At 41.4% G+C, this 19,728-nt stretch carries 19 protein-coding genes; 9 read left to right on the forward strand and 10 right to left on the reverse strand.

The window, feature by feature from the left end; all coding sequences use genetic code 11:
- Positions 1-85 precede the first annotated feature (85 nt).
- The 3 genes from MKX52_RS03715 to MKX52_RS03725 all read right to left on the reverse strand — a co-directional run bounded on the left by MKX52_RS03715 (position 86) and on the right by MKX52_RS03725 (position 6,335).
- Positions 86-718, reverse strand: a complete 633-nt coding sequence (locus MKX52_RS03715; RefSeq protein ID WP_342491514.1) for a type 1 glutamine amidotransferase family protein — start codon at positions 716-718, stop codon at positions 86-88.
- A 75-nt stretch (positions 719-793) separates the two neighbouring features.
- On the reverse strand, positions 794-1,756 hold the full coding sequence (locus tag MKX52_RS03720; RefSeq protein ID WP_144504456.1) for a YafY family protein: 963 nt from the start codon (positions 1,754-1,756) through the stop codon (positions 794-796).
- Between the two features lie 289 nt (positions 1,757-2,045).
- Positions 2,046-6,335 (reverse strand): multifunctional 2',3'-cyclic-nucleotide 2'-phosphodiesterase/3'-nucleotidase/5'-nucleotidase, encoded by a 4,290-nt coding sequence (locus tag MKX52_RS03725; protein ID WP_342491515.1) that lies wholly within the window; start codon positions 6,333-6,335, stop codon positions 2,046-2,048.
- Positions 6,336-6,589: 254 nt separating this feature from the next.
- Here MKX52_RS03725 and MKX52_RS03730 point away from each other — a divergent pair, with 254 nt between their 5' ends.
- Entirely contained in the window at positions 6,590-7,108 is a 519-nt protein-coding gene (locus MKX52_RS03730) for a type 1 glutamine amidotransferase domain-containing protein (RefSeq protein WP_012009261.1), read from the forward strand.
- A gap of 97 nt (positions 7,109-7,205) precedes the next feature.
- Here MKX52_RS03730 and MKX52_RS03735 read toward each other — a convergent pair whose 3' ends face one another.
- Positions 7,206-7,421 (reverse strand): DUF1128 domain-containing protein, encoded by a 216-nt coding sequence (locus tag MKX52_RS03735; RefSeq protein ID WP_003214000.1) that lies wholly within the window; start codon positions 7,419-7,421, stop codon positions 7,206-7,208.
- Between the two features lie 77 nt (positions 7,422-7,498).
- Positions 7,499-8,854 (reverse strand): sodium:alanine symporter family protein, encoded by a 1,356-nt coding sequence (locus tag MKX52_RS03740; RefSeq protein WP_012009262.1) that lies wholly within the window; start codon positions 8,852-8,854, stop codon positions 7,499-7,501.
- Positions 8,855-9,028: 174 nt separating this feature from the next.
- Here MKX52_RS03740 and MKX52_RS03745 point away from each other — a divergent pair, with 174 nt between their 5' ends.
- Genes MKX52_RS03745 through MKX52_RS03755 form a run of 3 tightly spaced genes read left to right on the forward strand, consistent with a single transcriptional unit; the run spans position 9,029 to position 10,689 of the window.
- Positions 9,029-9,499 (forward strand): low molecular weight protein-tyrosine-phosphatase, encoded by a 471-nt coding sequence (locus MKX52_RS03745; RefSeq protein WP_012009263.1) that lies wholly within the window; start codon positions 9,029-9,031, stop codon positions 9,497-9,499.
- A gap of 20 nt (positions 9,500-9,519) precedes the next feature.
- A complete protein-coding gene (locus MKX52_RS03750) occupies positions 9,520-9,852 on the forward strand; it encodes a YtxH domain-containing protein (RefSeq protein WP_012009264.1) in 333 nt (110 codons plus the stop codon).
- Between the two features lie 18 nt (positions 9,853-9,870).
- Positions 9,871-10,689: a YhjD/YihY/BrkB family envelope integrity protein gene (locus tag MKX52_RS03755; protein ID WP_012009265.1), complete on the forward strand. Its 819-nt coding sequence runs from the start codon at positions 9,871-9,873 to the stop codon at positions 10,687-10,689.
- Between the two features lie 209 nt (positions 10,690-10,898).
- Here the strand turns inward: MKX52_RS03755 and MKX52_RS03760 are convergent, their stop codons facing one another.
- Positions 10,899-12,080, reverse strand: a complete 1,182-nt coding sequence (locus tag MKX52_RS03760; RefSeq protein WP_342491516.1) for an MFS transporter — start codon at positions 12,078-12,080, stop codon at positions 10,899-10,901.
- 75 nt (positions 12,081-12,155) lie between these two features.
- Between MKX52_RS03760 and MKX52_RS03765 the strand changes: the two genes are divergently transcribed.
- From MKX52_RS03765 to MKX52_RS03775, 3 genes are all read left to right on the forward strand, one after another.
- Positions 12,156-12,533, forward strand: a complete 378-nt coding sequence (locus MKX52_RS03765) for an OsmC family protein (RefSeq protein ID WP_144504450.1) — start codon at positions 12,156-12,158, stop codon at positions 12,531-12,533.
- A gap of 64 nt (positions 12,534-12,597) precedes the next feature.
- Positions 12,598-13,665 (forward strand): calcium/proton exchanger, encoded by a 1,068-nt coding sequence (gene cax, locus MKX52_RS03770; RefSeq protein WP_151021314.1) that lies wholly within the window; start codon positions 12,598-12,600, stop codon positions 13,663-13,665.
- 88 nt (positions 13,666-13,753) lie between these two features.
- Positions 13,754-14,515, forward strand: a complete 762-nt coding sequence (locus MKX52_RS03775) for a YfkD famly protein (RefSeq protein ID WP_224925884.1) — start codon at positions 13,754-13,756, stop codon at positions 14,513-14,515.
- A 514-nt stretch (positions 14,516-15,029) separates the two neighbouring features.
- On the opposite strand, the gene MKX52_RS03780 is transcribed toward MKX52_RS03775, so the two are convergent.
- From MKX52_RS03780 to yfkAB, 3 genes are all read right to left on the reverse strand, one after another.
- Positions 15,030-15,749 (reverse strand): YebC/PmpR family DNA-binding transcriptional regulator, encoded by a 720-nt coding sequence (locus MKX52_RS03780; protein WP_342491517.1) that lies wholly within the window; start codon positions 15,747-15,749, stop codon positions 15,030-15,032.
- A gap of 230 nt (positions 15,750-15,979) precedes the next feature.
- Entirely contained in the window at positions 15,980-16,816 is an 837-nt protein-coding gene (locus MKX52_RS03785) for a mechanosensitive ion channel domain-containing protein (RefSeq protein ID WP_342491518.1), read from the reverse strand.
- A gap of 7 nt (positions 16,817-16,823) precedes the next feature.
- The gene (gene yfkAB / locus MKX52_RS03790) at positions 16,824-17,945 is read right to left on the reverse strand and encodes a radical SAM/CxCxxxxC motif protein YfkAB (protein WP_342491519.1); all 1,122 of its coding nucleotides are present in this window, start codon (positions 17,943-17,945) and stop codon (positions 16,824-16,826) included.
- Between the two features lie 146 nt (positions 17,946-18,091).
- On the opposite strand from yfkAB, the gene MKX52_RS03795 reads away from it, so the two are divergent.
- Together MKX52_RS03795 and pdaA are read left to right on the forward strand one after the other, a co-directional pair.
- A complete protein-coding gene (locus MKX52_RS03795) occupies positions 18,092-18,283 on the forward strand; it encodes an SE1561 family protein (RefSeq protein ID WP_012009274.1) in 192 nt (63 codons plus the stop codon).
- A gap of 102 nt (positions 18,284-18,385) precedes the next feature.
- Complete coding sequence (gene pdaA / locus MKX52_RS03800; RefSeq protein WP_088004461.1) at positions 18,386-19,177, forward strand: delta-lactam-biosynthetic de-N-acetylase; 792 nt, start codon at positions 18,386-18,388, stop codon at positions 19,175-19,177.
- A gap of 35 nt (positions 19,178-19,212) precedes the next feature.
- On the opposite strand, the gene MKX52_RS03805 is transcribed toward pdaA, so the two are convergent.
- Positions 19,213-19,704, reverse strand: a complete 492-nt coding sequence (locus MKX52_RS03805) for a DUF2716 domain-containing protein (protein WP_342491520.1) — start codon at positions 19,702-19,704, stop codon at positions 19,213-19,215.
- Positions 19,705-19,728 lie beyond the last annotated feature (24 nt).

Here is a 19,728-nt window from a genome sequence, read left to right on the forward strand (position 1 = left end):
TTACAACGACAAAGAAATGCCAAATGAAAAAGCTCAACTTCTCTACAAATCAAAATAGAGTAATTGAGCTTTTTAGCTACTTCATTTATTCATTTATTGAATTCATTAACTGTAAGAAGTATTCAGGTTTATGAGTTTTATTTAGGTTATACCATGAATGTAATGCATCTGGTGTAAATACATCTATCTTTCTCAGTACTTCCATTGCAAATTCCAGAGGAGCTATTCCCGATGCAGTGACTAAATTTGCATCAGAAACCGCAGGTCCCAATTCATAGAACTTTTCTCCTTTATAGTTAGGGCATACCATTTTGGTATATTCTAAATTATTACTTGTATGCTTTCTAGTATCCAAGTATCCCATGTTCGCAAGGGCATCAGTTGCACCACAAATTGCAGCAACAATAGTGCCAATCTTTAAAGCTTGGTCAATACTTTTCAAGATCGGTTGATGCATTTCTTCATTCCAAGTCGTTCCTCCTGGTAAAATTAAAAGATCTTTACACTCAAGAGTACATTCATCAAGAGAAATATCTGGTTTTATGTTTAGTCCTCCCATAGTAGTAATCATTTCTTTATTAGCTCCTACTGTAATTACTTTTAAAGGTGCTAAATCTTTTTTGAAATATCTTCCTGAGTTTAGTTCAGCAATTAAATATCCATATTCCCAGTCCGACATTGTATTAAATACATATAGAAAAGCTTTTTTTGTTTGCATCCAATAGCACTCCAATCACAATTGATATAGCTATTATAATAAAACTTCCCTGACAGTTAACGTCAGGGAAGTTTATCATTCTTGATAAAATTTTATTAATTCAGTCAGAACTTCAATAAGTCTTTTCTTAAGACTTATTGGCTCAATCACTTTAATAGATTTATTGTACGGTAAAAGTAAATAAGGTACATATGTAAGTAACATATCTTTTTCAAGAAGAAAAACCGCTTGATTTGAAGTTCGTTCTTGTAAATAATGTCCTAAAAACCAATGTTGGCAAATATCATCCAGTACACTTTGATCCCCATGAATAACCAAAGAAATAATCTCTTCCTTATCTTCTATAGTTGGAAGGAGATTTTTTATAAAAAAGTCACGTGCTGAAAAATTTTCTGGCCGGTTAAACTTATTTTCGGTTAGCGTTAGACTTTCGATTCGGTCTACTCTAAAACTGCGGATATCATTCCTAAGATGACAAAATCCAATCACATACCACTTATTATTCCAATAGGTAATTCTGTACGGGTCGACCAATCTATCATTTAATTGCTTTACGCCACTTTTATGGTAAAGAATCTTTGCTGAAAAACCGTCAGCTACAGCTTGCTCTAACTCCTTCAAAAAAGGTTTCAAAGAGAGTGGACTTAACCGATTTATTACTTCCAGACTAGTTAAATGTTGGTTTATCTTTGTTTCCTGCTCTTGATTTGAGTATTTACTTAGTTTTGAAATGGCCCGATTTAGTGCTTCACCTCCATAATATCCGGCTTCTTCTGCAAATACAGCAGCATGAAATAGTGAAGTTTGCTCCTCAAAATCAAAAAAAAGAGGAGCCTCAATAAAATTGTTCAATAACGTGTATCCACCATTATGTCCCGGTTCTGACATTATAGGTACGCCACTTGTTGAAAGTGTATCAATATAACGATACACAGTCCTTACATTCATTTCTAACTTTTCTGAAATTTGTTTTGCCGTAATTTTTTCACCTGAACGGAGCATCCATAGAATTGCTAACATATTGTCAATTTTAGGCATATAATTCCACCTCATATGAAATTTCAATAAACTCTATTTTTCAATATAGAACCTAATCTATTTATCATATCATGTAAGTCACTTATTGATTGAGCCACTGGCTTGATATAATAACTAGTTACGCCCACATCTCTTTGGTGTAGTATCTTTGCAACAATGTCTACCAGTAACTTTTGCTGGTCGCTGTACAATTTCAGTCGCAAAAGGTGTTACCACAACAGCTATTCTTCTTGGGATTCCAACTATCCCATGAAAAGAGGACAGAGCTTAGGCTCTGTCCTCTCTTCCTTTAGGATGATACATTGTTTCTTGTGCGCTTGCGCTGGTAGTAATAAAGGATACCGCCAGCTCCGAGCATGAGCACACCGATTAGTACAGCTGTATACATCATTGTGGCTGTATTCGGTAGTGTGCCGCCTGGGAGGCCGGTTCCATCTTGGTTTGGATCTGTACCTGTGCCTCCGCCTGGTGTTGTTGTTCCGCTGTCTCCACCAGTTTGATCTGGGGTTGTGCCAGCAGCCCCGCTTTGGTTAAGGACCGTGTATTCGCTGAAGTGATCAGTTTGACCTGAAACGACTCCGTTTTCAAAAGATCCATTACTTGTTTTGGTGTAACGATTTTTCTTGCGATCTACGTAATACACACTAGGTTTTTTCGCCTTTTGAGGCTCGTCTAGTGTAAAGGATAGTGTGACCGGGTCTTTAAAGGTTGAAACCTTTTTCTTGTCTTGCTTGATTTGGAAGTCATACGTATCCGTTAAAGCGTTTTTCACTTTATCCGTCTTTGTCATCCATATATCTGCGCTTTTCTCGGACAAATTGGAGAGCGGCAATGCGAGTCCCACTTTGTCATGATAGATGGTGACGTTTGGATCTTGCTCTCTTTTCTTCAGCTCGGCTACTTGCGCTTTTGATAGAGACAATTGAACGTTTTTCGCTTTGCTTGCTTTGTCTAAATAGAGTAATGCTTTGTTTGTATGCTGCACATACGTTTGGAATTTCTCATCATCTTGAATGTCATAAGCGCCTTTTCCTTTCGCACGAGGAAGGAACACTTCTTTCACCCTGTGATCGATGACAGGCGAAATCTGTCCGTCTGCTTTTTCGATTTGCTCTTTGAAGATTTCATAGTCAACATACCCTAAGTCTTCGCCGTGAGAAGCTTCTGTAAAGACGCTGTAGCCGTCGCCGCCTGTACCGACAAATGCGTTTGTGGCTACGCGGTATGTTTTCTCATCATCAATGTCTGTCAATTGACCTTTTTGGTCTTTCAGTTTCACTTCAATTAATCTGCTGCCAGCTGGTTTACTGAGCGTAAACGTATATTCAATGCCAGCTACATGAGGGAATGCCCCTCCGCCTTCTTCAATGCCTGACAGCCCTTGTTCGAGTGCTTTCTTAATTTGACTGCCTTTTAAATCTGCGACATAAAGTGTATTTCCGAAAGGCATCACCGTTAAAATATCACCTAAAGTGATATCGCCTTTTTCGATGCTTCCACGAATACCGCCGCCGTTTGTGATGGCAAGGTCAGCTCCAGCAGATTCTTGCGCTTTCTGCAGCATGCCGTCGGCAATAAAGTTCCCAAGATTCGTTTCCTTCGCACGGACGTGCTCACGTTGACCGTCTAAAAGGACATCTGTATGTCCGACTTTTTCTGTCTTTAAATCTTGAATATCTGCTTTGTACCCATCAAGAATCGTTTTTGCCTCCGCATCTTCTTTGACAGAGTCATCGATCGGGATCAGGTCAAAAGAGGATTCTTTTGGCTGGACGACACCTTTTTTGTCAAAGGCCACATCTACTTTTCCTAAAAATTGACCGTAGTCTTTCACCTGAGCGACAATCGTAGGTTCTTTTTTATTGATGACCTTTAATTTTTCAACAAGGGTGTGCGTGTGACCGCCAATGATTAAATCAATTCCATCGACTTTTTGAGCGAGCTCAAGGTCACGGTTGTAGCCAATGTGTGTTAACGCTATGATTTTATTGATTTTTTCTTCTGTTTGAATGGTGTTGACAGTTTCTTTTGCTTTTTTGTACGCATCTTTAAATTGAATGTTAGGACCGCTGCTGGATGTAATGGCTGTGTCTTCAGTCGTTAAGCCGAATACGGCCACCTTTTCACCGTTTACATCGAGTAGGATGTAAGGGTAAATTCCGGCTTCTTTTTTCTCACCAGCTTTAAATGAGGCTGGTTTTTTCACTAAGTCACTCAATTGTTTTTCCTTCGAGACATCCACGTTTGATGACACGACTGGGAAACGAGGCTTTTCAAATTGATGACGGTTTTTCGGATCGACATCTGATGCATCACCTGTCAGGAATTGACGGAGTACAGAAGGACCTTTGTCAAATTCATGATTCCCAAACGTCATGGCATCATATTTCATTAAGTTCATCAATTTCAGATCAGCAAGTCCTTGCCACTTTGTGAAGTACAGGTCACCAGAGAAGACATCTCCAGCGTCTAATAGAATATTGTTCTTATTTTCAGCACGGACTTCTTTAATCTTTGTTGCGCGTCTTGCCGCATCATCAAGATGTGCGTGTGTATCATTCGTATGCATCACTGTTAAATTCCAGTTGTCTGATGCAGGCGGTTCTGTTGTGCCATCGTCTTTAAAGGCTAGCTTGTACACACCAAGACCATCTGTGCTTGCGTTACGAATAAAGTCTACGTTGCTTGATTTTTCAGCAAACGGTTTGGCTAAAAGCGAAGATTCAAAAGTGACGGTTGCGCCTTTGATCGGTGCAATCGACCAGTTTTGATCTGCACTTGGGTTGATCGTTTTTTGTTCGATAATATAATCCATCAGTACTTGGCGGTTCTCATCTGCTGAGGCTAGCACTACTTTATCTTGCGTCAGATGAGGGAAGCCTCCACCGCCAGAAGCACGATAGTTATTTGTTACGACTAAAAATTCTTGATTGTCAGAGACGGATTTCCCGTTGTAAGACAGGTTTTTGATGCGGTTGGCATTGGCGTTGACAAGTGTGCCTGTTGTGCTGTATTTAGCCGGCTGCGTCACATCGACTTGATATGTCACGCCATCAATTACATCAAAGTTATACGAGCGGTATTCCTCGTTTAAAATCGGCTGTTCTTTTGCATCGTTCGGTTTGATCTGATTAAACTGGCCAGCAGACATTTCTAACCAGTCTTTCACTTCACTGCCTTTCAGTTTCACAATCTGCACAGTGTTATCGTAAAGGTAGAGATCGCCGATGTTCTTAATCGCTAAATCTCCTTTTGCGATATTTGTATAATAGTTTACACCGTTTCGGCCGCCGGCTTTAAACGGAGCACCTGCAGATAAAATCGGTAAATTTTGATACGATGTGTCCTTCATTTTTTCTTGTGCATACCATTTTTGGGCATCTGTCACAATTTGAATAGAAGGGTCATCCATCACTTGAGCGAAAAAGCTGTTAATGTCTGCTTCTGTTTTTCCAACAGGCTTTCTCACGTAATCAAGTGTGTTTTGATGCGTTGTTTGAATGGCATCTTTTACGGTGCTGTTTTGAGATGATACTCCGGCAACAGATTCGATCTTGCCTGTTCCGTCTGTGACCTTCCAGTTGCTGCCGTCAGGCTCGAGTGTTAAATCAATGACCCCGAGGTAGCTGCCCCAGTTTTTTGACATGACGACTGGGATGCCGTTGATGGTTCCTTTTGAGACATTGAATTTGTCGACGCCGTTATATTCAGCACTTGGGAATGTGCCATGCTGGTGGCCTGATACAATAGCATCGATACCTTTCGTTTTCGTGGCAAGATCAAAGATCATATTTTCTGATCCTTTAGGTGAAGCGGTTTTTTCAATTCCTGTATGAGCAAGAGCGACAATGACATCTGCGCCTTTCTCTTTCATTTCAGGAATGGTTTCATTGGCAGATTCGACGATGTCCTGCACTTGGACTTGTCCATCTAAATGCTTCTTATCCCACGTCATAATTTGGGGTGGAACGAATCCTATGTAACCAACTTTCACAGTTTGTGAGGCTCCGTTTGCATCTTTAAAGGTTTTATCCTGGATCACATAAGGTGTAAAACGGTGTTCTCCATTTAGCTTTTTGACGTTCGCGTTGACAATCGGGAAGTTGGCGCCCGCAATGGTACCGTCAAGGAAGGATAATCCGTAGTTAAATTCATGATTACCAAGTGTTCCTGCATCGTATTTAAGTTTGTTGAGTGTATGGATAATAGGGTGAACCTTTGTTTGATTAATGATGCTGTCTTTCTCTTGTTTGTAAACGTATTCTCCAAGAGGGGTTCCTTGAATCAAATCTCCGTTATCAACAAGGAGTGTATTTGGGTTTTGTGATCGGTGCTTGTCAATGAGCTCGGCTGTTTTTGCCAAACCAAATTCATTTGTTTCTTTGTCGCTGTAATAGTCATAATTCATCATGTTCGCATGAACATCGGTTGTGGCTAATATGCTGACCTTTACGGCTTTGCCGCTTTCTGTTTCTGCATGAATAGGTACTGCTGGGAGAATGAGACTAATCATCATAATGGAAGTGAGCAGAATAGACAGGTTTTTCCTTCGTTTAGACCTATGTGCTTGCTTCTTCACCTGATCTCCGCCTTTCTAATTTTTTTGACCACAATACCTATTGTAGAAATGTTTCGTTAACTTTTGTAGTTATTTTTTGAAGTTTATTGTAAAGATAACATAAATCATACGAATTACCTTGTTAAGGGAATGTGAATGAGTCTAATTACTTATTTTTATCATGATGGGTTTTCTGATAGGGATAGGATGTTTGATTTCAACATGCAGGGGTATAGTGTGTAGTGTAAACGATAATCAAGCAGGAGGGTTTCTACATGGGTAAGAAAATTGCAGTTGTATTAACAGATTACTTTGAGGATGTTGAATTCACCGAGCCTGCAAAAGCCTTTAAAGATGCAGGTCATGAGATCACAGTCATTGAAAATGAAAAAGGTAAAACAGTGAAAGGGAAGCAAGGAGAGGCAGAAGTAAGAGTGGATGCGTCTATTGACAACGTGAAGCCTGAAGACTTCGATGCACTTCTCATTCCTGGCGGTTTCTCACCAGATATTCTGCGTGCGGATGATCGTTACGTCCAATTCACTAAAGCATTTATGGATGAGAAAAAACCAGTATTTGCGATCTGTCACGGACCGCAATTGCTCATTACAGCAAAAACGCTTGAAGGAAGAGGCGCGACTGGCTATACATCCATCAAAGTTGATATGGAAAACGCAGGCGCTACATTTAAAGACGAAGAAGTCGTCGTTTGTCAGGATCAGCTTGTGACAAGCCGTACACCTGATGACATTCCAGCCTTTAACCGTGAATCATTAAAACTGCTTGAAAAATAAATCGCAGTTGTAAAAAGATATAAAAAAGCCAGCACCTTTCGGGGGTGCTGGCTTTTTGTGTGCATGATGTAGGGAAACTAGGTCTCCTTTTTCACCATTATTTTCTTAAGTTTTTTAGCTCGCTTGCGATGGCTTGCATTTCACTTGGGCTGAATGAAGATTTTTTCATCACCATTTGGTGAAGAAATTCAATATCTTCGTACTTGTCTGGACTGAAGTCCTCGGCTTTGATGACTCCAATGTTCAGCATATTTAACTTTTGCGAAATGTCTTCAATCAGCTGATTGACTTCAGCCGCTTTTTGCTCTGACAAGGGCGGCACGTCCTTTCCTACATATGTGTCGAATAATATGTCTATTTTAACAGAAATGCAAAAGAATAAAAGGTCTATTAAGATGACACAGAGATATTCTTCTCCTTTTTCTCCTGTTTAATCTTATCAATGATCCGTTTGGATTCAAATACGACCACCCCTGATAAACCGATGAGCCCGATTAAGTTTGGAATCGCCATCAGTCCATTGAGCATATCTGCCACACCCCAGACGAAGTCATTTTTAAACACGGCACCGAAAAAGACAGCCATCACAAACACGATACGATAATACATGACGTACGAATCCTTCGCCAAATATGTAAAGCATTTTTCGCCATAATAGGACCAGCCAATGATGGTGGAATAGGCAAACAAGAGCAGCCCGATTGCCACAATGGTTGAGCCAACTGGACCAAGGAAGTGAGCAAAGGATAACGAGGTCAGTGCATCACTCTTCACTGTTAAATACATATCTGCCATCACAATGGTAATGCCAGTGATAGAACAAACAATGATTGTATCAATAAACACTTGCGTCATAGAGACGAGAGCTTGACGGGCAGGCATATCCGTTTTCGCAGCCGCAGCCGCGATTGGTGCTGACCCAAGACCTGCTTCATTGGAAAATACTCCTCGTGCCACACCCCAGCGAATGACAGTCCCAATTGCACCACCTGCCACGGCTTGACCGGTAAAGGCATCTGAGAAAATAAGCCCGACTGCGCCTGGAACAAGATCAGCATTCATAACAAGAATGATCAGACCGCAAATGACGTAAAATAAAGCCATGACCGGTACAAAAATAGATGTGACCCTGCCAATGCTTTTAATTCCGCCTAAAATCACAAGAGCCGTAAAAGCTGTAATGATGATACCTGTAACCCATGTTGGAATTTGAAAAGTAGAATTCATAACGCCTGAAATGGAATTAGACTGTACCAGATTGCCGATCCCAAAGGCAGCGCTGGCACCGAAAACAGCAAATAGCACCCCTAGCCATTTCTGTTTTAACCCGTGCTCTAAATAATACATAGGTCCGCCAGACATTTCGCCTTTTTCGTTTTTGACCCTGTATTTTACAGCAAGAACAGCTTCTGCAAACTTGGTGGCCATCCCGAAAAATGCGGCAAACCACATCCAGAATACTGCACCAGGACCACCCGCTATAACAGCCGATGCCACACCTACGATATTTCCTGTACCGACAGTTGCAGCAAGAGCCGTCATTAACGCTTGGAAATGGGAAATATCCCCTTCTGACATTTTGTCTTGTTTTGAAAAAGCGAGTTTTAAAGAATAAGGAAGTAATCTAATTTGAATGAAGAGAACGCGAAAGGTGAGGTATATTCCAGTACCAACAATCAAAATCAACAGGGGAGGCCCCCACAAAAAATTGTTCATCGTTGTGACAAACTGCTCAATTATTCCCATCTAATATCCCCCTTTGTTTGTGTAATTCTCCTAAAGTTTCTCCTGTTTTTGTGTATTTTGTCAATGGCGATGAGAGCTTTTCTTGCAAAGTTTTCAAAAGAAAAGGGAGTTGATATGATAAAGAAAAGGTTTTCGAAAAGAACTCTTAGGGAAAAGATAGGAGGAGAATGAAGGATGATTCATGTGTTATTCGTGTGTCTTGGCAATATTTGCAGGTCACCGATGGCAGAGGCCATGTTTAGAAAAAAAGTAGAAGATGAGGGGCTTAGCGAGCACTTTGTGATTGATTCAGCAGGTATTGGCGGATGGCATCAAGGCAGTCCTCCGCATGAAGGAACGCGAAAGCTGCTTGATGAAAAAGGCATCAGCTATGAAGGAATGTCCGCAAGACAAATCATGGATGAAGACATTACAACATACGACTATATCATTGCGATGGATGCTGAAAATGTTGGGGCACTTCGCAGTATAGCCGGCTATGGGAAACATCACTTTATTGGCCGTCTTCTTGATTTTGTAGAAGACGACGATCGAGATGATGTGCCAGATCCTTATTACACTGGGAACTTTGAGGAAGTCCATGAATTAATTGAAACAGGAATTGACCGTTTTTTGACGTATGTAAAGAAAGAGAACGACCTTTAACTGAAAGGAGATCAGACGAGATGGAAGAAAAAAATCAAATTGTGCTCCGAGGAGCTCTCTTAGGTGCAGCTTGCGGCGCATTGCTGACTTTATTTCATCGACCAACAAGAATTGCACTCAAAGACAAATGGAATGCCTGCCAGCAAAAGCTGGAAGAGGTCTGCCAAGAGCCAAGTAGGATATCAACTTGCATGAAAGAAAAGATGGAAGAAACGAAGCAGCTGATGCGAACAGTCTCAGATGATTTGTCATTTTTAAATGAACAAGTCAATCAGTTAAAGGAAACAACCCCAAGGGTATTAGAAATTATTGAAGAAACAAAGGATCACTTTCAATCGAAACAGACAGATTGATCATTGGAGATGAGGCGTATGGGTTTTATTAAAGCGTTAATTGAACGCTTTTTGCTACATGAAGGACCGGCAAAATCTGCTGAGCTTGCCTATTTCTTTTTGCTTTCATTATTTCCGTTTCTCATCTTCGTACTGACACTCGTTGGATATTTGCCACTGACGTCCAAGGATGTCCTGAGTGTCATTTCCGGTTATGCGCCAGAAGGAGCGCTTTCGATGATTGAATCCATTGCCGAACAGACGCTGAATAATCGGAACGGCGGGTTGTTGTCGTTCGGGATTATTGCCGCCCTTTGGTCTGCATCTAACGGTATTAATGCCGTCGTCAGAGCATTTAACCATGCTTACGAAGTTGAGGAGAATCGTTCCTTCATTCTCGTACGTTTAACATCGATCATTTTAACGATCGCGATGGTTTTGACCATTATCTTTGCCTTAATGCTGCCTGTCTTTGGCAAAGAACTTGGTTTATTTGTCGCTAAATTAGTTGGGCAGTCAGATGCCTTTCTCACTATATGGACTGCGATGAGATGGATCATTAGCCCGCTCATTTTATTGATTGTTTTTACATCCTTATACTATTTTGCTCCAAACATGAGGCTGAAATTAAAATTTGTTCTGCCAGGTGCCATTTTTGCATCGATTGGTTGGATTTTGGTCAGCATGCTGTTCTCATTTTACGTAGGCGAGTTTGCCAACTACAGTGCGATGTACGGAAGCATTGGGGGAATCATCATTTTAATGATCTGGTTTTATTTAACCGGCATCATGATTATCCTTGGCGGCGAACTCAATGCGCTTTTACATAAGCGTAAAATTGCACCAGGCAAACTATAAAGAAATCCGGGCATCCTATAGAAGAACGATTAAGTTCAAACTAAATGGATGGGGGAAATCACATATGTCCAAACAATCGAAAAAAGGCGGAAGCAATACGAAACAAAACAAAGGCCATCAGCCTAAGCACAAAACAAGCGGCAGTGCGAACGGGCAAAATGGATATCACTAAATGAAAAAGACTCCTCTGCATAGGTGCAGGGGAGTTTTTATTTAGACATGGCTTCATTGGAGTTTTCCAGAACTGCCGCCGTTCGCCCAAATCGAACGCAGAAAAACACGAATAATATCACAATGCTGACAAGGTAAAGTAAATTCATTCCTTCAAACGTTTGCACAAAGATTCCACCGAGAACAGGCCCGAGAATACTTCCCGCACTAAATGCCATTCCGCACATCAAATTTCCAGCAGGAAGCAGATGCTTTGGCAATAAGTCGGTCATATAACTGATGCCAAGTGAGAAGGTAGAGCCTACAGCCATTCCGGCAACAAAGAAACAAATTGCAACAGCCAAAACTGATTGAATGAAAATTCCTGCTAATAAGAAAAAGAAAGATCCAACGAGAGTGACACATAAAATGATGCGGCGCCTGCCAAACCGGTCGCTAAGCATCCCGAGAGGCAGCTGAAAGACAATACTCCCAATAGCAAACGCAGGTAAAATAAACGCCACTGCATCCACTGTCACCCCGCTTCTGAGTGCATACACAGGGAAGTTGCTATTAAGTGTCGTTTCTAAAAAGCCATAGCAAAACGGCATCATAAAGGCGACCCAGCCAAATTGAAAGGCTTTCTTAAAGCGCTTCAAACTATTTGTCTGCTCTGACGTCTGCACTTCGCCCGTATCTGGATATGTATTTTTCAAAACAAACACAAGCAGCCAAATACATAAGCTAACAGCACCAGAAACAATGAAAGGTAATGATGGGTTGATTTCAATGAGTGGTGTTAAAAAAGGTCCAGCGGCAAAACCAAGTCCAAAAGATAACCCATACAATGAAATATTTCGCCCGCGGTTTCTCGATGACGACGCATAGGTCACCCACGTCTGTGTAGAGAAATGGAGCATATGATCACCAATCCCGATCATGAGCCGCAGGAAGAACCAAACAACATAAGATTCTAAAAACACAAAACTGAACAAGCTTAAAAAGACAGCGGCGCCTCCAATGACAATTAACGGCTTAAACCCAAATCGGCGAAGCGGCGCTTCCATAAATGGAGATGCTAGCAGCACGCCGAGATATAAGCCTGTGGCATGCAGTCCGTTTAACGTAGGAGAAGTACCGGCATGTTCAAAAATAATCGAAATGACAGGCAGTAACGCTCCCTGTGAAAAACCAGATACAGATACAAGTAAAATTAAAATCATAAAGTGAATTCTCGACATAAGAAGCTCCTTACAAGTTCATATTTTCATCGTACAATGGAACCATAGTGGTTTCAATAGAAAGGTGGAAAAGGAATGAAACTGAGATACGAAACGGATCGGTGGATCACTGGAATAGATGAAAGGCAGCTACATATATCAGGAAATGAAGAAACAGGGTACAGACCATCTCAATTGTTCACCTCGGCTATTGCGGGCTGTTTTGGAGAGATGCTCATTCATGTATGCCGAAAAAAGCGAATACCTTATGAAGGGCTGACGCTGACACCTGAAACGACAAGAGCAGGGGCTGTAAACAAAATCACCCGTATCCATTTACATATTTTATTTGAAGACGTTCGTACATCTGATGAACAAATAGAGAAAGTCATTACACTTGCATTGAAGCATTGTGCGATGGTGCAGTCCGTGAAAGGAAGTATTGAAATCACCTTCTCACACGAGAAAACCTAAATGTATATGAAGTCGGCACTCACGAAAGAATAACAGTCAGACATATGTAAAGGAGAATGGCTGTATGAATCGTTTGTTTCTTGTGATTGTCGCAATTGGTGTGCCGTTATCTGTGATTGGCAGTTTTCTTCATTTTCCGCAAGTCGTCATGTTTGCTGTGTATTGTATCGCAATTATTGGTCTTGCTAGTTTTATGGGAAGAGCCACAGAAAGTCTAGCTATCATAGCTGGTCCAAGAATTGGCGGGCTTTTAAACGCCACATTTGGGAATGCGGTGGAGTTAATCATATCGTTTTTTGCATTAAAGCAAGGACTGACAGCCATCGTCCTTGCATCATTAACTGGCTCAGTGATCGGAAATTTACTGCTTGTGGCGGGACTGTCTTTTTTCGTTGGTGGTTTAAAATATAAGCGCCAAGTGTTCAATGTCCACGATGCAAGGCACAACTCGGGCTTGCTCATGTTTGCCATTATTGTGGCGTTTGTTATTCCAGAAGTGTTTTCGGTGGAGATGGATGAGGAGAAGCAATTTGTTTTAAGCATTGGCATTAGCATTGTGATGATTTTGCTTTATGTTGCAGCACTCTATTTCAAACTGGTGAGCCACCGAGGTGTCTATGTTGCCAAGCAGGAGAGCATGGACGGGGAGGCAGAAACCGAAGAAGAAATTCCTGAATGGTCTGGTAAGTTTGCCACATTGATTTTGCTGCTTGCAACGATTGCCGTTGCGTACATTTCAGAGCGCCTCGTCCATACATTTGATACAGTGGGAGAACAATTTGGCTGGAGTGAGCTGTTTATCGGAGTCATTATTGTGGCCATCGTCGGCAATGCGGCAGAACATGCCTCAGCTGTCATTATGGCGTATAAAAACAAAATGGATGTCGCAGTGGAAATTGCCTTTGGTTCCACACTTCAGGTTGCGATGATGGTGGCACCAATCCTTGTCATCAGTTCGCTTTTTTTCAATACGCAGATGCCGCTCATTTTCTCTTTACCAGAACTCATTGCAATGGCATCGGCTGTGTTACTCACAGTCATTTTATCAAATGACGGAGATACCAATTGGTTTGAAGGTGCCACATTACTTGCTGCCTATTTCATTATGGCGATTGGATTTTTCCTTTTATAATCTTTTGTGGATAAGGGACGTCTTTGCGGAAAATACTATGGAAAAATGAATGAGAAAGAGTGATGATATGAAAAAGATGCCCCGCATCATGTTTGTTGTTCTCTTATCCTTAAGTTTTCTATACAGCTTTCCAGCGGAGGCGGCGAAGCCATTTAAGGTGCCATCGTCTGTCGCCAGTATCTCCAAGGAGAATACGTATCCGAACGCGTCACAGGATCAGCCATTGCTCCAGCCGAGCGAGCTGACAGCCGAATTGTTTAAAACAACGGATGTGCCGATAGAGAATACCCATTTGATCAAAATGCTGAATGAATCCAGCATTTCAGGGACGCCATTAGCTGTTGGTTACCGCGCGACTATTTTCCTTGGAAGATGGGCACTGAGCTACGATTCAAACGAAACGGTCGCCAACTGGGAATACAAAAAAGTGAATACAAATCACATTGATAACAGAGGCGGAAACAAAACAGCCATTGGCAAATACGTTCAAAAGCAGCAAGTGAAAGTAAGCGGCGGGCTCACAGCAAAGGTGCCAAACCCGGAAGATGTGAAAACATTGATGATGCAAAAAGCGATTCAAAAAACAAAGCTGCCCCTCGCATTTGACACAGTCATTGGCGCAGGGACAAAACGAGATCAGTCGTACCATGTCTCTCCGAAAAAAGCCGCGTCGCTTCATGCCTATGCACCAGCCATTAACGAAAAAGGGAAGGTCACATACGGAGAAGTGTACCTTGTGCTAAAAGGAAATAAACGCAAACTCGTCGTAAAAAACGTGACCTCGCAAGGAATTGGCGCTTGGATTCCTGTTCAGGATCATCTGACGTTTGGATTTCAAGGGATGAATTAACATAATAAACCCCCTCTTTCACTATAGAAGAGGGGGTTTCATTTGTCGTAAAGTTATGGATGTCAGGCGCACTCCCTTTCATGACTTTTTGTCCTTTTTGTTTCTTACCTCACTTCTATAAAAGTCAATCACATTAAATAATAACCAAGCAAGGAAAAGGAAATAGATAATTTTTGTAAAGTGAGAGAAGTTGTTAAAGATAAGCCCCATAGTAATAAATGGTATGATCATAAATCCAAAATATTGTCTCCACCATATTTTAAAAATAATAAAACCACCTAACTTAAATTATGTATTATTTCTCGTCATCACTATAATACAACTAGACAAAGGAGCAGCAAACCTTTTTTGTTAAATTTTACACAATAATATAATATTTAACTTTACTCTATTGAGATACGCTTTTCCTAATTTGAATATAAAGTTTTGCTTTCAAAAGAAATGATGAGTTTTAAATAAAAAAGCCATAACATAAGTTTATTTAAATAAACTTATGTTATGGCAAAATTTCCTTTTATTCCCCTAAATCCACATTATGATAAACCTGCTGCACGTCTTCAAGCTCTTCTAATACATCGATTAGTTTCTCGAATTGTTCTTTAGATTCATCATCTAATGTCACTTCATTTTGAGGAAGCATTGTGATTTCAGCGACAGTAAATTCTTCTACGCCGGCTTGTTTGAATGCTTCTTGTACTTGATGGAATTGATCTGGTTCAGCGTATACAATCACTGTTTCATCTTCTTCCATGATGTCACGTACATCAACATCTGCTTCCATTAAAAGCTCAAGCGTTCCTTCTTCACTTTTTCCTTCGACACCGATGACAGCTGTTTGGTCAAACATGTAGGCAACAGAGCCGCTTACGCCCATGTTTCCACCGTTTTTCCCGAATGCCGCACGAACATCTGATGCTGTACGGTTCACGTTATTGGTAAGGGCATCAACGATGACCATTGATCCGTTTGGACCAAATCCTTCGTAGCGCAGCTCATCGAAATTCTCTTCCGCACCACCTTTTGCTTTTTCAATGGCACGGTCTACAATGTGTTTTGGGACACTATATGTTTTTGCACGTTCTAGGACAAAACGAAGTGCTTGGTTTGATTCTGGGTTTGGCTCACCTTGTTTGGCAGCCACATAGATTTCACGCCCGAATTTTGCGTAAATACGACTTGTACTGGCATCCTTTGATGCTTTCTTTTCTTTAATGTTGTTCCACTTACGACCCATCTTATTCACTCTCTTTCACTTAGAAAATACACAGTATGAGGGTCCCCATGCTGCATGAAATCATTCTGCTTTCTATTATACATGAACCAGTCAAGAGGATAGAAGTTAGAGGGCTGAAATGAAGAGATTTCTTAGCTGATGTGCCCAAGCTGCTCAAGCGTTTCATGTTTTTCATGAGCCATAGTCAACTCGGCGCACCTAATAAAAAAATAACCCCATCATAAATGAGGTTATTTTGCAGGCTGGGGATATACGAGATCTTCAAGCAATTTGACATCATGGTGATGAAGTTGTTTGATCATTTCTTTTCGGACAGCGAGGGCAGCATCGAAGTATTTTTCGTCTTCGACCATGCCTTTCACTGTGATCTCAATCCCGCGGTTTAGCTTGTTCAGACCCATAATGCCATGGACTTGAAACGGTTCAATCGCATGCTGGAATTCATCTTTTTTGAGAAAATCGTGGTGCATTTGATTTAAATTGTCACAGGCCGTTTCGAGTGCTAGAAAGGCTGTGTCTGGGTTTTGATTCGCACGAATTAATACAGACTCCGTAATCCGCATGTAGTGCATGTTATAGTTTTGAATTTGCCGGATATCTCCGTTAGAAATGGTTAACAGCTTGCCGCTCCATTCTCTGATTTGCAGAGAGCGGAGACCAATTTCTTCAATTGTTCCATTAAAGAGGTTATTCACTGTCACATAATCCCCTTTATGAATCTGACGTTCATAGATCAGAAAAATGCCTGCTAAAATATCGCGAATGAGCGTCTGGGCGCCAAAACCGATAACGATCCCAGCCACACCAGCACCTGCAAGAATTTTTCCGAAATCATGAAAGAAGAGAGAAATGACATATAGTACAAAGCAAATCGAAGCGGTGTATTTCGAAACTGATTTGACCAAGCTCTCGATTGTTTTTTTCTTCTTGTCCTCTATAAACTCCGTTCGTTTAAAGAACAGTTGAAGCGCTTTGTTAATCAAAAAGACGGCAAGCCAAAGTACGAGTCCAACAAGAAGAATTTCAATGTATTTGTTCTTGACTACTGTCAGAAAAGTATCGTCCATTTATCGGTTACCCCCTGGCTGTGCGAGAAGTAAAATCAACATCTTGATAATAGCTGTTTTTCACAAGAACATTCGGACCAAGGCATTGTACGCTTGGACAATGACAATTCAGCTCTTTTGCTAATTTCGTGTCCATCCAGCGAGTATAAGCGGATTGCAATGTATCGGTCGCTATATTTCCTAGCGGCGGTGTATCACCAAAGTCTGTCACAATAATATTCCCATCAAAAATATTCACATTCAGCCGTGAGCGTCCATCAGGGTCATTTCGTACTGTGACAAGTTTCTCCTGACGCAATCGTTTGAGGAGGCGCTGGTCTTCTTCATCTGTACTGCAAGAATAAAATGGAAGGGTGCCAAACAGCATCCATGTATCTTGATCACGAATATCAAGCAGTTGATGAATCGCATCACGCATTTGCGGTAACGTCAATGATTCAAGGGCGCTGGCAAAATCACTTGGGTACATCGGGTGCACTTCGTGGCGTTGGCATTTCATTTCCTCCACAATTTGCTGGTGGATGTGTTCAATATATGGAAGTGTGCGTTTATTCAGCATGGTTTCAGCAGAAACGGTCACACCTGCTTTAACAAGTGCCCGGCTATTTTCAATCATGCGGTTAAATAATTTCTCGCGCTGCTCAAAGGTTGGTTTTCTATCCATCATCGCAAAACCGACCGTTGCAAACTCTTCGACAGTTCCCCAGTTATGTGAGATGTGAAGGACATCTAAGTATGGAATGATTTCTTCATATCGCGCCAAATCAAGTGTTAAGTTTGAATTGATCTGTGTACGGACGCCGCGTTCGTGGGCATACTTTAATAAAGGGACGACATATTCCCGCACAGATTTGAGAGAAAGCATTGGCTCTCCGCCTGTAATACTGATGGAACGCAAGAGCGGAACTTCATCTAAACGGCGAAGCAGTAAATCAAGTGGCAGTGCATTCGGGTCTTTTGGCTGCAAAGTATAGCCGACCGCACAATGCTCACATCTCATGTTACACAACGTTGTTGTTGTAAATTCAATATTTGTCAGCTTCATCTCTCCGTAATCCTGCACATCGAGATAGGCTTCCCAAGGGTCATATGCAGGTGTAATCGGACGAAGTGCTGTTTTTTGGTTCATGGTATCTATCTCCTTTTCATTCGGGCAAACGTGGACCCGCCAACAGTTAATTTTAAGCCCCATCACCGTTATACGCAAGTGGGGTTTCATTGATTTACAAGGGAAAAAAAGATAAGCTAGAAACAAATGCTAAAGGGAGTGTATCTATGGGCAAGGCAGCAGACAGCAAAGAGCAGCAGGTTGATTATTTAAAGAACCGATTAGATATGTTTATGAATGTGATTGATTCATTAGATCCTGAATCAACAGATGTTGAGGATATAGACAGACTGATTCAGATGATTGACGACCTAGAAGCGAAATATGAACGGTTTAAAAATGATTGGAAGGAAGAATAGCTCGCGCGGTGCGGGCTTTTTTTCTTTAAATTGGCAGGTGAATCAGTGTATGAGTCTCGGTCTTATTCTGCACAATAGAAGAAAAACCGGGAAGTGACGTAAATGAAAAAAACCATGCTCATCTGTTTATGTGCGCTTTTTGTATCCATGCCTCTCTCAGAAACGGAAGCCGTGTCTAATCAGCCTGTTCATTGGGGATTTGCGAAAAGCAAAGAACATAAGCCAGCAGATGCGGGTAAAGAACTGAACGCCCTTTTAAAAAAGTATGATGCGTTCTATTTAGGCAACACGAAAAAGAAAGAGATCTATTTTACCTTCGACAATGGCTATGAAAATGGGTATACACCGAAGATCTTAGATGTGCTGAAAAAACATCAAGTGCCAGGCACCTTCTTTGTGACAGGACACTTTGTAAAGGATCAGCCGGAGCTCGTCAAACGTATGGCAGAGGAAGGTCATATCATCGGCAACCATTCTTATCACCATCCAGATCTAACAACAAAGAGTACGAAAGAAATCAAAGAAGAGCTTCAGCGTGTCGATGAAGCCGTGTACAAAATCACTGGAAAACAAGACAACCTCTATCTTCGTCCGCCGCGCGGTGTATTTAGTGAAAGAGTGCTGAAAGAAACAAAAGAGCTCGGCTATCAAACCGTTTTCTGGTCAGTGGCATTTGTGGACTGGCATATTCATCATCAAAAAGGAAAACAGTATGCTTACGATCAAATGATGAAGCAGGCGCACCCAGGTGCCATTTACTTACTTCATACCGTCTCAAGAGACAATGCCGAGGCATTGGATGATGCCATCACGGCACTGAAAAAACAAGGTTATTCCTTTAAAAGCCTAGACGATCTCATGCTTGAAAAAGTATGGCATCTGCCTCAGCTATAGAAAAAAAGCTTGCAGAACATCTGCGAGCTTTTTCTTTATCCTTCCCTTATTTTACGTTGAAACAAAATCGGATGATGACGCGAGAAAGAGTCAATCAAGCCCTCACCGAATATCGTGATGCTTTGCTCCCAAGGATGTCCTAGCAAGCCCCAATGCATCTCTTTTGATAAAAAGAAATAATAATCTCCGTTCGGAAGCACAGGCACTGTCCATTCTCCGAATTCATCTTTTTCAAATGAACCGTATGGTGTGATCCAGTAGCATTCGTGCTGCCAATCAAGTGCCAGCATATACTCGTCTGTTCTGATAAGCTCCTGAAAAACAAGTAATGCTTTCTTTTCAAGGTCTTCATCTGCATGTAGAAGAGAAGGGTCCTCAAAATAAGCAGAAATATCATATGTAATGAAAGGAGAAGGTACGCGAAATGAGGGAAAACGAGAGATGCTCGGATGAAATTTGAAATCTCGATAGAGCGTCTCCCATGCGAGCTTTCGTTTTTGATGAGACAATGGAATCCAGTTTTTCATCTAACCGCCTCCTCAGCCATTCTC

Origin of the sequence: Bacillus sp. FSL R5-0422, assembly GCF_038610765.1 — a bacterium.
Lineage (GTDB): Bacteria > Bacillota > Bacilli > Bacillales > Bacillaceae > Bacillus > Bacillus pumilus_O.